This window comes from Vibrio vulnificus CMCP6, from assembly GCF_000039765.1.
Lineage (GTDB): Bacteria > Pseudomonadota > Gammaproteobacteria > Enterobacterales > Vibrionaceae > Vibrio > Vibrio vulnificus_B.
In genome coordinates, this window is the sequence record NC_004459.3 from 1,831,705 (window position 1) to 1,844,867 (window position 13,163).

Sequence of the window (13,163 nt, forward strand, 5' to 3'; positions counted from 1 at the left end):
TGTATTGTACTAGCTAACTAGTTCACAAGTGCAGTTAGGTCGTATGTCACAGCAAACAACTTCTCAACCGAGGGAACATTTTGGTTCTCGATTAGGCTTTATTCTAGCGGCAGCGGGTGCGGCTGTTGGCTTAGGGAATATTTGGGGTTTCCCGACACAAGCCGCCTCAAATGGTGGCGGTGCTTTCCTTTTAGTTTATTTAGTGATGATTTTGATCGTTGCTTTTCCAATGCTTGTGGTGGAGATGGCGATTGGTCGTCATGGGCAAGCAAACCCTGTCGACAGTATGCGCGCACTCACCAGTCACCCTGTTGGTAAAAAAGTCGGTGGGCTGGTTGGTTGGATTGGCCTGAGTGTGCCAAGTGCCGTGTTGGCGTTTTATTCGATTGTTGGCGGTTGGATCATCTGTTTTATGCTGGGGGCAATCACAGACCTACTCGGCATGGAAGCGGCGACGGCATGGTTTAAAGGGTTCAGTGTTGAGCGCAACCTTTTCGGTACGATGACTTTTTATGTGCTCACTATTTTGATCGTTCAAGGTGGCGTGAAACAAGGCATTGAAAAGTGGTCAACCCGCTTAATGCCAGCTCTGTTTGTGCTCTTTGCTGTGCTGTTTATCTATATCATGACGCAAAATGGCGCGATGGAAGGGCTAAAACACTATTTAGTGCCTGATTTCGATAAGGTGTGGGATAGAAAACTGATTCTGGCAGCAATGGGGCAAGGTTTTTTCTCGTTAACCATTGGTGGCTGTTCAATGCTGATCTACGGTTCGTACCTCAGCAAAAAAGAGAACTTACCGAAGATGGCCATGAATGTCACATTGGTGGATACTGCCGTGGCCTTTATTGCCGGTTTGGTTGTGCTTCCCGCGATGTTTGTTGCGATGCAAAAAGGGGTGCAAATCTATGCGGAAGATGGCTCTTTACTGAGCTCAGATACGCTGGTGTTTACCGTGCTACCACTGATGTTTGATAGCTTGGGGCTTCTCGGTCAGATATTTGCCGTGGTGTTTTTCTTGCTGCTGACGATTGCCGCACTCACTTCTTCCATCTCCATGCTGGAGTGCCCTGTGGCGCTTGTGGGTGAACGTTTTAATACCAAACGCAGCACCACGAGCTGGGTCTTGGGGGGGCTAATTGCCCTGTTCAGTGTGGTGATTGTGTACAACTTCGGTGCGCTGTTTGGGCTGGTGGCAACCATCGCGACACAATATCTGCAACCAACGGCCGCGCTGCTATTCTGCTTGTTTGGTGGTTGGGTGTGGAGTCGTCACAGCAAAATCAAAGAGCTTGAGCAGGGCAACCCTGAGTTCACCTTGGGTTGGTTTGGCAAAGTTTGGCCTTCGTATGTGAAGTTCGTTTGTCCTGTGCTGGTGGCTACAGTGATTTGGGCTTCCTTTGGTTAAAGCCAGAGAGCAGTAGATAAAAAAGCTTGATGCGGTGGCATCAAGCTTTTTACGTTAATAGGATCTAGGATCTAGGATCTAGGATCTAGGATCTAGGATCTAGAGGCTAGAACCTATCGAAACTGCCCAGCATCGGGCAAAAACTCAAAACCCGCGGTGGCCAATTTGGCTTCTAATGCCGCACGATCAATATCGAAATAACGCACGAGTTTATCGAGGTCACCGGCAAAATCGTCACGTAGCTTCATGTTGACGATGCTCATCAACATGATCGGATCCATGGATGCAAAGTTTGCCAAGTTCATCAATCAGTCCTCAAAATCTGAAATGAGCAAGTTGGCGGCGGCAAAAGCGGCTTTCTCACGTGTTTCTTTAGGTAGTGATTCATCTGCGGCAATATCATTCAGCGCTTTGACTGCACACGAGATTGCCTGTGGAATGTACCCTTGATCACCACTACCAATTTGAGCATAAAGCTCACGAACTAACTCACAACAGCCGTATACTTGCATGGCGTTTTCCTTGAACTTAAACAAATGATAACTGCTCTCAAATATACACAGTGTGGTTTTGAAACTCAAAGCTCAGAGTTGTTTTGGCGCAAGTTAATTACCCCTCTGAGCAAAGATTCATCAACGCAATTGCTGTTCAAGTTGTTCGATGACTTCAGGGGCCAGTTGCAGCTGCTTCGCAAGTTCTTGCAAATACGCTTTTTCCATAAAGCTTTGTTCGTCTGCGATGATCAGCGAGGCAAGGTAAATTTCACTTGCTTGCTGTGGTGATGTCGCTAACTTGGCAATGTCGGTTGGGTCGAGTGGTTTTTGCAGCTCTTGTTGAACGAGTTGTCGCACCTGTTCATCGGCGTTCATCTCACTGAGTGCTTGCTCAATCTGGGCCATTTCCTGCTGGTCAATATGACCATCTGCTTTGGCCATCGCTATCATCGCTTTGATGATCAGCACTGAGTGGTGATTATCTTGTGGGTCGTAAGCTTCCGCCACGCCAGTGTTTGGTTGAGTTCCTTGCCAGTCGTTGTAAACCTTATAAGCCAACGCACCTAAGGCTGCGGCGCCACCAATTTTGAGTGCATTCTTGCCAAGCTTCTTGGCCATCTTTCCGCTTTTTTTTGAACCCATCAGCATGCCGATGAGGCCGCCACCCAATGCGCCAGCACCGAGTGTTTTGAGTTGACTGGCGTTGGTGTTGTTTTTGAGATTTTGGGTCTGTTTGTTCAATGCCTCTGAACCTTGTTTTAAAAGATCAGAGTTGAGGGCTTGATTGAGAAGACTTTTTAGATCCATGACGCCTCTCCTGCCTAAACATAAGGCAAGCATAACGGGAGAAATCTGACCCAAAGATTAATAGAAAAGGGATTGGCCTTGACCAATCCCTTTTAACTGTTGTTATAACACAGAGCTAGGTGTTATTTCAGTTGCGCTTTGATGTGCTCAACGATATCCGCCATCGCGACAGGTGTTTTTTCACCAGAACGACGGTTCTTATACTCAAAGTGACCTTCGTCCATGCTGCGATCGCCAATCACGATAGTGTGAGGGATACCGATCAGTTCCATATCAGAGAACATGACGCCTGGGCGCTCTTTACGGTCATCGAACAGCACTTCGATACCCATCGCTGTCAGCTCTGCGTATAGTTTCTCTGCAGCTTCTTGAACGCGCTCAGATTTGTGCATGTTCATTGGTACGATAGCCACTTGGAAAGGCGCAAGTGCGTCTGGCCAAATGATGCCGTATTTGTCGTTGTTTTGTTCGATAGCCGCAGCAACCACACGAGAAACACCGATACCGTAACAGCCCATCTCTAGGATCACGTTTTTACCGTTGGAATCGAGAACGCCACAGTTCATCGCTTCAGAGTACACATTACCGAGTTGGAAAATGTGACCCACTTCGATACCACGTTTCAGCATCAATGTGCCTTTTCCACATGGGCTTGGATCGCCTTCGACGACGTTACGTAGGTCAGCAACTTGGCCAAGCTCTACATCACGACCCCAGTTGATACCGAAGTAGTGTTTGCCATCGATGTTTGCGCCCGCACCGAAATCGCTCATAACAGCAACCGAGCGGTCAACGATGAATGGTAGTTTAAGGCCAACAGGGCCAAGAGAACCTGCACCTGCGCCAATCAGTTCACGCATCTCTTCTTCTGTTGCCATCTCTAAAGGCGTTGCCACTTCAGCAAGGTTTTCTGCCTTGATTTCGTTGAGTTCGTGATCACCACGGATGATCAGTGCAACGATAGGCGCTTCAATTGCGTCCGACGCTTTAACGAATAGCGTTTTAACGGTTTTCTCGATTGCGATACCGTGCTGTTCAACCAGTTCAGCGATGGTTTTAGCGTTTGGCGTATCCACTAGCGTCATCTCTTGAGTTGGCGCTGCACGCTCAACCGCAGGAGCAACGGCTTCTGCTTTCTCGATGTTGGCGGCGTAATCGGATTCAGTTGAGAAGGCGATGAGGTCTTCACCACTTTCAGCCAGTACGTGGAACTCTTGAGAGCCGTTACCACCGATTGCACCTGAGTCTGCGAGTACTGGACGGTACTCAAGACCCATGCGGTCGAATGCTTTACAGTAAGCATCGTGCATCGCTTGGTAAGATTTTTCCAGACCAGCTTTGTCGATATCGAAGCTATACGCATCCATCATGCAAAATTCACGTGCACGCATCACACCAAAACGTGGACGACGCTCATCGCGGAATTTGGTTTGGATTTGGTATAAGTTGATCGGTAGCTGTTTGTACGAGCTCACTTCGTTTCGTACAAGCGCAGTGATTACTTCTTCTGCTGTTGGGCTGAGTACAAACGGACGAACATGGCGGTCAGTAAAGCGAAGAAGTTCCGGGCCCATTTTTTCAGAGCGGCCAGTCTCTTCCCATAGTTCAAACGGCTGCACAACGGGCATCAAGGTTTCAATTGCACCTGCATTGTCGATCTCTTGACGAACGATGTTTTCGACTTTACGCAGTACACGTAGACCGGTAGGCAGCCAGGTGTAAAGACCTGAAGCCAGCTTACGGATCATACCTGCACGTAGCATGAGCTGATGGCTCACTACTTCTGCGTCGTTTGGAGTCTCCTTCAGAGTAGAAAGAAGATATTTACTGGTACGCATTCTATGGTATCCGTTTCATCATGGTTTGAATAACCCCTCAAAAGTGAGGGAACAAAATTAAGCTGACTATGATATCAGCCATTTGTGATTGTCAAAAGCGTTCGATGCGGCTAACCGTCACTATCTTATCTTGGATAATGAATTTGACGTTCAAATCGAACAAATTTACCGCATATTCTTTCTCATCCGGTTTGTTTTTCTTATAGGCAGGGCGAGGATCTTGTGCCAAAACTTGCTCAATGACCTGTTTCTCTAGCGTTCCATTAGGTCGTGTCGCCAATAGCGCATCCGCTTCACTGGAGAAGATCACGAGTGAGCGCTCGGGTTCTGACTCTGCGTAGCCACCGACGGCATCGAGAATCGCGTCGGAATAGGGGATGTAAGGTTTGATATCAATGATTGGGGTCCCGTCCACCAAATCCACACTGCCAAGATCGAGATAGACCTGATCGCCTTGTTTAGTTATCCCTTTCATTTCCACCGCTGACATGCCAATGCCGTTGGGGCGAAACGTTGAACGGGTGGCAAATACACCCATGCGCTCATTGCCACCTAGGCGAGGTGGGCGAACGGTGGGTTTCCAACCGGCGGCCAAGTTTTGATCAAACAAAAACAGCAACCAAACGTGGGAAAATTGCGCCAAACCTCTTACTGACTCGGGCGTGTTGGCACTGCCAACCAGTTTTACCCGTGCTCTCGCAGCAGGGACTAAGCGAGGTTGTCTGGGGACCGCGAATTTCTCTTTATAGGGGCTCTCAATAAAGCCAATAGGATCAATGGAGTGCATAGTGAGTCAAATAAAAAACAACAGATGGACTGAAAAATATCACAGTTTTCTCTTGCATTTCTTGTTGATAATAATTATTAATTAATATGTTATAACATAACAATTATTGGAGAGAGAAAAATGAAACCAGGAATCCATCCTGAATATCGCAAAGTCGTGTTCCACGACACCAGTGTCGATCACTATTTTGTGGTTGGTTCGACCTTGCAAACTGACCGCACCATAGAATGGGAAGATGGCCAAACCTACCCTTACTTCACCATTGAAGTCTCCTCGGAATCACATCCGTTTTACACCGGTAAGCAAAGAGTGGTGCAAAAAGAGGGTCGCGTGGCGAACTTCAATCGTCGTTTTGCTCAGTTTGGTTCGAGAGAAGGTTAAGAAATGAAAGTACTTAAGTCACTGAAGAGCGCAAAAGCGCGTCATCCAGATTGCCAGATCGTCAGACGACGTGGTCGTTTATACGTTATTTGCAAAAGTAATCCACGTTTTAAAGCAGTACAAAAATAAAACGACGGTGCGCGACATTGACTGGAATAGCCTTCAGAATTGAATGGTTATTTACATCGTGTAGTGTTGGTTTGTTTGCTTATTTATAATTCCAGTTAATATCAATAAACTGGTTTATAAGGCCATGTTTTAAGCATTAATTGGTTAATAATATCGCTATCGGAAAAGTTTTGTAACATTTGTAATTTCGTTTTCCCTCTCTTGTCGAGTAACCTGCCCAGGCTTTTGACATTTTTGTCACAAATGCACAGGAAAAACTACAAGGAGGGAACAGATGAGTTCATCTGCTTCGATTAAGCAAACTTCACCTAAGAAACCGCTCTTTACGCGCTTTCTAGACACGGTTGAATATTTGGGGAACTTGTTACCCCACCCAATCACACTTTTCGCCATCTTCTGTTTGGCAATCTTAATTTCTTCTGGCATCGCGGGCTATTTTGAAGTCTCCGTTGTCGACCCTCGCCCTGAGGGTGCCAAAGGCCGCGCTGCTGACGGTATGATTCACGTTGTGAGCTTACTTAACGCAGACGGACTAGAGCTGATCGTGACCAATCTCGTTAAAAACTTTGTCGGCTTTGCTCCTTTAGGCACAGTACTGGTGGCCATGTTGGGTGTTGCAATTGCAGAACACTCAGGTCTACTTTCTGCGGCCATGCGTGGCATGGTGATGGGTGCGTCTAAGCGCATGGTGACCGTCACTGTGGTCTTTGCAGGTATCATTTCGAACACTGCATCTGAGCTTGGTTATGTGGTTCTGATTCCGCTTGCGGCGATGTTGTTCCACTCACTCGGTCGTCACCCTCTTGCGGGCTTGGCTGCTGCGTTTGCGGGTGTGTCTGGTGGTTACTCGGCAAACCTGTTGATCGGTACGGTGGATCCACTGCTTTCAGGTATTACTGAAACGGCAGCAAAAATGATCGACCCTACATACACGGTTGGTCCTGAAGTGAACTGGTACTTCATGTTCGCGTCGACGTTTGTTATTTCATTCTTGGGTGCTTTTGTCACCGAAAAAGTCGTTGAGCCTAAACTGGGCAAATACAACGTTGAGGAAGCTGCAGAAGATCTCTCAAACGATAAGATGGGCAGTCTCACTGACGTTGAGAAAAAAGGTCTGAAACTGGCGGGTGTTGCGGTATTAGTGGTATCGGCATTACTTGCTTGGACGATTGTTCCAGCTGACGGTGTGTTGCGCTCTGACGCAGGTACGGTAGCGGGTTCACCATTCCTTAAGAGTATTGTGGCGTTTATCTTTGTCTTCTTCGCTATCCCTGGCTTTGTTTACGGTAAAGTCGTTGGCACGATGAAGAATGACCGCGATGTGATTGATGCGATGTCAAAATCCATGTCTTCAATGGGTATGTACATTGTGTTGGTGTTCTTTGCTGCTCAGTTTGTTGCTTTCTTTAAGTGGACTAACTTCGGTCAAGTTTTCGCGGTGGCGGGTGCCGATTTCCTACAGACCATTGGTCTTACTGGCCCGATGCTGTTCTTTGCCTTCATCCTTATGTGTGGCTTCATCAACTTGATGATTGGTTCTGCCTCTGCTCAGTGGGCGGTCACCGCACCGATCTTTGTTCCAATGTTGATGCTGGTGGGTTATGCACCTGAAACGATTCAAGCGGCATACCGTATCGGTGATTCCGTGACGAACATCATCACGCCGATGATGAGCTACTTCGGTCTGATCCTCGCGGTTGCCACTCACTACATGAAGAACATGGGTATCGGTACACTGATCTCTGTGATGCTGCCGTACTCTATCGTCTTTATGGTGGGTTGGAGCTTGTTGTTCTACGTATGGGTATTTGTGTTTGGTTTGCCAGTGGGCCCAGGCGCGGCAACGTACTACACGCCATAAGCCTTAACTCGACATCTCGACTCGAAACAGAAGCCTGCGAATATCGCAGGCTTCTGTCTATTTATAACTCTGCAAAAGGATACAAAGAGTTTGTCTCACTTCTTATTTTGAACCGGTGAAACAATTTCAGCACTTGATTAGCTGTTTCTATGGAAAGGCATTATCAAGGAATTTCTTCACCATTCCACTCTATATCAACGGTCGAAGCCGCAGCAAATTTCACTTTGTTCTTCCTTGCGATTTGAAGTAGCTCAAAAACGCTCAACATTTGATACCTGATCGGTAAGTCGTGTTGCCGCATTACGTTGACGCCTGATAGCCAATCTTGCCAAGTGTTTGCTTTAAAAAAGGATAATCCGCCTCGTGCGATGAGCGAAACCGCTCCTAAATGGTGTAACTGCGGTTTTGTAGGAAAAGAGAACGCAAGTTCGGGAAACAAGTGAGTGCATTGAGGTGAGAGTAGGTGTAAACCACTAGTGGCTCTTGGGTTACACTCGATTATATATAGCTCATCGTTTGTCTGGATAAAATCAAATGAAACTTGACCATGATAGTGATGCCGATGTCCAAAAGCCGTCATAAATGCCTCTAATCGATCATCAACTATCGGTTGAAATGCACTGGCGGCAGAGCCATTTACACAGTTTTTGGGCAGATAAGCTTGGTGTGCTCTCATTTGACCATGTTCAAAAATCGCGTAGTTGCAAATAGGTGCTCCATGGATTTTTTCTTGCTGTACCCAAGGATGTTGAGTCGACATCGTGAGAGTGGAAATAGACTGACGGGTAATATCTCGTATTACTTCACCGCCGAATCGAGAGTAAACCGGTTTGAGTACTGAGTCTGCGTTAATCTTGATGTCATGTTTATCAGTAACCAAACGAGTTTTGGGTAGGGAAATCTCAGGTAAATTTCGAAGTTGGTCAAAGACGGTAAACTTGTTGTGCAGTGAGCGCAGTAATGTCGAATTGGGTAGAAAAAAATGGACTCTCGGACACTGTTGGGCAATGTGTGCCAAATAGAACACTTCTTCACAAGTCGGTATCACCATATCAATGCGTTGCTGAGTGAGTAAATTGAGGATCTGTTGCTGGTAAGTAGGAAAGGAGAATCGAGGTGAAGCCGTTTTTACGTAATGCTCAATGCCTCGTAAAAACGCCCCCAGAGGTTGTGCTAATGAATCAGTGAGAATGACATCGTGTCCATGCTTTATACACATCGCTGCCCACTCTAATGCGACGGGTGCCCGGGCGCCAGTGATTAAAATCCGCATGTGTTCACCACTCGTCGTTGTTTGTTCATCGGAGTCCAAATCGGAGCAGGGCGATAATTGAATGTGACGGGATCAAGCCTTAGTTGATCAAACAGTTTTACTAGGGCTCGGTAAATGGCCGGGTGATGGTGAACATCCGCTTCTATTTGAATAGCCTGAGCTCCGGTTTGGGTGATTCGGTAATCGACGCGATCTTGAATTTCTAAAGTGATGGATCGGTAAATAAGATCAGGTAGCACCGACACGGCTACTTGGCTTGCGTTCAATTTTAGGCAGTCGCCACATCGCCCGGCAATAGCTCCGAGCGGTTCAAATACACCGTTGTCCTGTTTGCTCTCAATGATATCGTCAAGCTGGTAGCGAATAATTGGCTGAGTTTTACGACGAAAATCAGTGATGATAGGGCTGTAATGAGTGCGTTCAGCGTTTAGCCAATGTTTTTCAATATAGACAATATCTTGATTCCATCGCATTTGTCCTTGTTGGTCAGTGCACGCAAGAAAACCTTCAGTACATTGATAGACTTCATGCAATTCACTATCGAATTTTTGAGAAATATAGTGACGATCGATCTCGGTTAGCACCTCTGCTCCAGAAATGATCCGTTTCGGCTGGATCGCTGGCTGACCAAATTGACCACTGAATTGAGCACAGAGTTGAAGGGCTTGAGCGCTACCAACCAAAAGCGTGGGTTGAAACTCATCTAGTTCCTTTATCCACTCTTGGTAAGGTTTGTTTAAATCAGCATAAAAGAACGTAATGGGACCTTTTGCTACGGATTTATATAGCGGGCTGTTGGCTCGCAGGGCAAGAGCTATTCGATGTTTTCCCCACAAGCTGGGTAAGAGGCGACCCAAAATATTACCTGCCCAGAGTTGTGTCTCTTGTTTATCCGCGAGAAACAATCCGCGCATACCAGAGGTGCCTGAAGACAGTCCAACAGTTACATTGCCAACTTTTGACGCTGCGAAATTGCGTGATTTTTCTGCCTCTAATGCTTGTTGCATTAATGAGTTTGCATCCAAACCTTTTGTGTTTAACTCAGAGAGATTTTCCATCATGGTTTGCTTATTCATGATTGGGAAATCACGGAGTGACGCTCCTTGAAATGAATGATAATAAGGAGAATGGCGACACACCCAATCCAGATGTTGTGTTACCTGTTTTTGTTGCCACTTTTCAACATGTGTTCTTGAGCTAAAAGGGCGGTAGCGCGTACGCCAAAACTCAGAGAGAAGCGTTCTCACATTATCCATCCTTCTGTAATTAACTGTTGGATTGTCGCTTGGCAATGAGAAGGCACAAAGCGCACAAAATGATGGGTATGCTGGTAGCAATTTCTCAACTCAGAGAGTGTTTGCTTGTAGGCTTGGGTATCATCGCAAAGCAGGTTCGCGAGCCAATGTTGATCGATGTTTTCACTCAAGTTCTCGATTAACCAACAGGCATCAGCTAACAAGAACAGCCAACCTTGCTCTCTCTTCACTAAAAGCCCTACTTGACCAGCAGCATGTCCGGGTAAACTCACCATGTAAATTAAGCCGTCGTTGAACATATCTTTACAAAGCAGATCAACGCCTTGGCAATGGGGAAGGATTTCACCAATGGGGATGGAAAAATCACGGTGCATGACCAAGTTGGATTCGAGTTGTTGAGGGAGTAGCGCTTTTAGGTATCCTTTTCTAACGCCTCCCACTCGACCACTCTTAGTTAGGGCGTCCACTCCTTTTTGTTGGCAATGTAATTGGGAGTGCGCAAACTCAGACACGGCAGCGATGTGGTCGGCATGGAAGTGAGAAAGGACCAAGTGCTCAATCTCATGAGGTCCGATTTTTTCTTTTGCTAACTGGGCCACAATTCCGCGCTCTTTTTGATAGTGACATGGTGTTGTCCAAGCATAAAAGCGTTCAGGGAAGGGACGAGTGGCACGGAAAAAATGCTCGTGATACCCAGTATCAAACAGAATGTTACCTTTAGTTGGGTGTTGAATTAACGCGACAGCCGCTGGAAACGATCTTGGCTTTAACCCAGAGCCGGGTTTGACGACAAAACTAGGGTGTACGCAGTGCCCAGCCTCAAAGATTTTTATTTTTAGACCAGTCTGCATACTGTTGGATTCCTTCTTGAACTGAAAAAAGCGGTTGGTAATTCAGCTTTTTCTGCGCCTTACTGATATCTAGAGTTTGGTGGTAGTTAAATAACCCTGCGCTGTATGAAGTGAGCTTTGGCTCCGGTTGGTACGGTAAGCGCATCCGTATTTGCTCACTGAGTTTTAATAACGGCAACACTAAGCGGTATGGGAGTGATATTAATTTAACGTTTATGTTCAATGCTTCACACAAAGCTCTTAGCACGGTCTCAATAGGCATTGGCTCGTTGTTGGATATATTGAATATGTCACCATGTTGAAGTTGTTCCGCTTGAGTACAAGCAAGCATGGCAGCATGGGCTACATTATCGACATAAGTCAGATCAACAACCGGATTTCGCCCGGATGGCAGAAGTAGTGTGTCGTTTTTTATCGCTTTAAGTACCCTAGGGATAATCGCGCGATCGTTAGGACCGAAAATACCACGAGGTCTTAAAATGATCGTTTTGCTTTGTCCCTGTATGGCTTCAAGTTCAGACAAGTATTTTGTGTGCGCGTAATCATTACACCAACGCGAAGCAATATCGTCTGTTTCTCGAATATTCCACCTGTCTTTGTAGTCAAAATAGACGCTGGTGGAGGAAATATGGATAAAACGTGATACCTGATGGGCATTCGCTGCGCTGATGAGGTTTTTTGTGGTGTCTACATTGGATTGATAAAACGCTTCCCACTTTCCCCAAGGGCTTGAGAGCGCAGCGCAATGGATGATCCCATCAATACCTTGGCATACATCATAAACCGCTGATTTATCCTCTAAATTGAGTAAATGCGGTGTGACATTGAATTGGTCGGTGAGTTGTTTTGCGATGACAGTATTTCGCGCAGTAAAGTGCAGTTCATGTTGCTGGTGAAACATCCGTAGAATCGCACTACCCAGCATACCACTGCCACCTGTGACTAATATTTTCATAGTTTAAGGACTCCCATCCCCAACGAGAGCCCAGCAGCAGTGCCCGCCAATAAAACATGTTTCCCTTGTGTGCCTGGTTGGTTGCGTAGCCAGTGCAAGTTTATCGGCAATGACGCAGCGACTTGGTTACCCAAGGTGGAAAAGTGATTAACGATTTTCTCTTTCGGTAAACCAACGAGTGAGGGTAATTTCTTTAAACCGTGAGCACTCGCTTGGTGTGGAAGAAAGTAGTCAATATCGCGAAGGGTAACTGGAGAGGAGCAAAAGCCTTTTTCAAGAAACGCAGGCAAAGTTTTGCGCACATGTTTAAACAGTGCTTTGCCTTCCATTTCAAATTGGCAGTTTTTCAAATAGGCTTGATGCTCTGAAGTATGCGGGTTGATATGACTGCCTCCCCCCTTTATTTGACAGAATGAATACCCAGCGTGATGCGTTTCAAAGTGGCTCGTGAGCAGCCCTTCATTCTCTGTTTGCTCTAGTAAAAACGCTGCTGCACCGTCGGCGAATAAGGTTGCAACTTCAGGTTTGAGTGTGAAGCTGCGATTCAATGTGATGCCCGTAGCGAGCTCACTGGTGACAATAAGAATACGTTGGTAGCGTTTTGCTAAAAAAAGGTTCTGAGCAAGATTGAGAGCGGAGAGAAAAGACAAACACGTACTGTTTAAATCAAAACTTTCTAGCGATGTCGGGGCGTCTAATGCCGCTAAGACTGCCGATGCATCATAAGGTAAAGACTGATGATGTGTGCCACTGGCATAAATAAGGAGGTTAACAGAACTTAGCGAATGTGTGTTAGCGAGACATTGCGTTATCGCTTGCATTGCCATATATACAGCGGTTTCTTTCGTGTCGGCTACATGACGATACTCAACGTCGAATTTGTTTCGACAAGTTCCTGAGGGTAATTTTAGGAAGCGATCCATCTCCCGATCTGACCACTGATTGACTGGCAGATAGCTTCCACTGGAAAGGATATTAAAGCCCATTATTTTCTACAAAGTCATTAAAAACGCCGTTCAAAATAATTCAAGTTGCATATTGGATCTATATCAAGAGGGTGAAAAAGGTAAGTGAGAGAATGCGAATGGGAGCGATAACACGCTTTGTATGCAAGGCTGGGTAC

Annotated in this window: 14 protein-coding genes; 4 read left to right on the top strand and 10 right to left on the bottom strand. The window is 46.3% G+C overall.

Annotated elements, in window-relative coordinates; genetic code table 11:
• The first annotated feature begins 43 nt into the window (after positions 1-43).
• Entirely contained in the window at positions 44-1,408 is a 1,365-nt protein-coding gene (locus tag VV1_RS08670; RefSeq protein ID WP_011079740.1) for a sodium-dependent transporter, read from the top strand.
• 113 nt (positions 1,409-1,521) lie between these two features.
• Here VV1_RS08670 and VV1_RS08675 read toward each other — a convergent pair whose 3' ends face one another.
• The 5 genes from VV1_RS08675 to tsaA form a co-directional block, all read right to left on the bottom strand.
• Complete coding sequence (locus tag VV1_RS08675) at positions 1,522-1,713, bottom strand: DUF4250 domain-containing protein (RefSeq protein WP_011079741.1); 192 nt, start codon at positions 1,711-1,713, stop codon at positions 1,522-1,524.
• A gap of 3 nt (positions 1,714-1,716) precedes the next feature.
• On the bottom strand, positions 1,717-1,920 hold the full coding sequence (locus tag VV1_RS08680) for a YaeP family protein (protein WP_011079742.1): 204 nt from the start codon (positions 1,918-1,920) through the stop codon (positions 1,717-1,719).
• Positions 1,921-2,040: 120 nt separating this feature from the next.
• Positions 2,041-2,709 carry a tellurite resistance TerB family protein gene (locus VV1_RS08685; RefSeq protein ID WP_011079743.1) on the bottom strand — a complete coding sequence of 223 codons (669 nt, stop codon included), beginning with the start codon at positions 2,707-2,709 and terminating at the stop codon, positions 2,041-2,043.
• A 122-nt stretch (positions 2,710-2,831) separates the two neighbouring features.
• Complete coding sequence (locus VV1_RS08690; RefSeq protein WP_011079744.1) at positions 2,832-4,547, bottom strand: proline--tRNA ligase; 1,716 nt, start codon at positions 4,545-4,547, stop codon at positions 2,832-2,834.
• Positions 4,548-4,638: 91 nt separating this feature from the next.
• Positions 4,639-5,334, bottom strand: a complete 696-nt coding sequence (gene tsaA / locus VV1_RS08695) for a tRNA (N6-threonylcarbamoyladenosine(37)-N6)-methyltransferase TrmO (RefSeq protein ID WP_011079745.1) — start codon at positions 5,332-5,334, stop codon at positions 4,639-4,641.
• A 120-nt stretch (positions 5,335-5,454) separates the two neighbouring features.
• On the opposite strand from tsaA, the gene VV1_RS08700 reads away from it, so the two are divergent.
• From VV1_RS08700 to VV1_RS08705, 3 genes are all read left to right on the top strand, one after another.
• Positions 5,455-5,715 (top strand): type B 50S ribosomal protein L31, encoded by a 261-nt coding sequence (locus tag VV1_RS08700; protein ID WP_011079746.1) that lies wholly within the window; start codon positions 5,455-5,457, stop codon positions 5,713-5,715.
• A gap of 3 nt (positions 5,716-5,718) precedes the next feature.
• Positions 5,719-5,844, top strand: coding sequence for a type B 50S ribosomal protein L36 (gene ykgO, locus VV1_RS23135; RefSeq protein ID WP_011150971.1), 126 nt, complete (start codon positions 5,719-5,721; stop codon positions 5,842-5,844).
• A gap of 274 nt (positions 5,845-6,118) precedes the next feature.
• Positions 6,119-7,705 (top strand): AbgT family transporter, encoded by a 1,587-nt coding sequence (locus VV1_RS08705; RefSeq protein ID WP_011079747.1) that lies wholly within the window; start codon positions 6,119-6,121, stop codon positions 7,703-7,705.
• Positions 7,706-7,868: 163 nt separating this feature from the next.
• Here the strand turns inward: VV1_RS08705 and VV1_RS08710 are convergent, their stop codons facing one another.
• From VV1_RS08710 to VV1_RS08730, 5 genes are read right to left on the bottom strand one after another with little or no spacing between them, the layout of a single operon-like run.
• Positions 7,869-8,978 (bottom strand): ATP-grasp domain-containing protein, encoded by a 1,110-nt coding sequence (locus VV1_RS08710; protein ID WP_011079748.1) that lies wholly within the window; start codon positions 8,976-8,978, stop codon positions 7,869-7,871.
• A complete protein-coding gene (locus VV1_RS08715) occupies positions 8,966-10,234 on the bottom strand; it encodes a F390 synthetase-related protein (RefSeq protein WP_011079749.1) in 1,269 nt (422 codons plus the stop codon). Before VV1_RS08715 ends, VV1_RS08710 begins: the two co-directional genes overlap by 13 nt.
• Entirely contained in the window at positions 10,222-11,085 is an 864-nt protein-coding gene (locus VV1_RS08720) for an MBL fold metallo-hydrolase (RefSeq protein WP_011079750.1), read from the bottom strand. The genes VV1_RS08715 and VV1_RS08720 overlap by 13 nt, the downstream gene beginning before the upstream one ends.
• Positions 11,054-12,040 carry an NAD-dependent epimerase/dehydratase family protein gene (locus tag VV1_RS08725; protein ID WP_011079751.1) on the bottom strand — a complete coding sequence of 329 codons (987 nt, stop codon included), beginning with the start codon at positions 12,038-12,040 and terminating at the stop codon, positions 11,054-11,056. Before VV1_RS08725 ends, VV1_RS08720 begins: the two co-directional genes overlap by 32 nt.
• Positions 12,037-13,026, bottom strand: a complete 990-nt coding sequence (locus tag VV1_RS08730; protein WP_011079752.1) for a ketoacyl-ACP synthase III — start codon at positions 13,024-13,026, stop codon at positions 12,037-12,039. The genes VV1_RS08725 and VV1_RS08730 overlap by 4 nt, the downstream gene beginning before the upstream one ends.
• Between the last annotated feature and the right edge of the window lie 137 nt (positions 13,027-13,163).

Bases quoted from the DNA above. Each gene is read 5' to 3' on its own strand.
- VV1_RS08720 (WP_011079750.1), bottom strand. From the start codon at position 11,085: ATGCAGACTGGTCTAAAAATAAAAATCTTTGAGGCTGGGCACTGCGTA.
- VV1_RS08710 (WP_011079748.1), bottom strand. From the start codon at position 8,978: ATGCGGATTTTAATCACTGGCGCCCGGGCACCCGTCGCATTAGAGTGG.
- VV1_RS08675 (WP_011079741.1), bottom strand. From the start codon at position 1,713: ATGAACTTGGCAAACTTTGCATCCATGGATCCGATCATGTTGATGAGC.
- VV1_RS08685 (WP_011079743.1), bottom strand. From the start codon at position 2,709: ATGGATCTAAAAAGTCTTCTCAATCAAGCCCTCAACTCTGATCTTTTA.
- VV1_RS08700 (WP_011079746.1), top strand. From the start codon at position 5,455: ATGAAACCAGGAATCCATCCTGAATATCGCAAAGTCGTGTTCCACGAC.
- VV1_RS08715 (WP_011079749.1), bottom strand. From the start codon at position 10,234: ATGGATAATGTGAGAACGCTTCTCTCTGAGTTTTGGCGTACGCGCTAC.
- tsaA (WP_011079745.1), bottom strand. From the start codon at position 5,334: ATGCACTCCATTGATCCTATTGGCTTTATTGAGAGCCCCTATAAAGAG.
- VV1_RS08725 (WP_011079751.1), bottom strand. From the start codon at position 12,040: ATGAAAATATTAGTCACAGGTGGCAGTGGTATGCTGGGTAGTGCGATT.
- VV1_RS08705 (WP_011079747.1), top strand. From the start codon at position 6,119: ATGAGTTCATCTGCTTCGATTAAGCAAACTTCACCTAAGAAACCGCTC.
- VV1_RS08680 (WP_011079742.1), bottom strand. From the start codon at position 1,920: ATGCAAGTATACGGCTGTTGTGAGTTAGTTCGTGAGCTTTATGCTCAA.
- VV1_RS08730 (WP_011079752.1), bottom strand. From the start codon at position 13,026: ATGGGCTTTAATATCCTTTCCAGTGGAAGCTATCTGCCAGTCAATCAG.
- VV1_RS08670 (WP_011079740.1), top strand. From the start codon at position 44: ATGTCACAGCAAACAACTTCTCAACCGAGGGAACATTTTGGTTCTCGA.
- ykgO (WP_011150971.1), top strand. From the start codon at position 5,719: ATGAAAGTACTTAAGTCACTGAAGAGCGCAAAAGCGCGTCATCCAGAT.
- VV1_RS08690 (WP_011079744.1), bottom strand. From the start codon at position 4,547: ATGCGTACCAGTAAATATCTTCTTTCTACTCTGAAGGAGACTCCAAAC.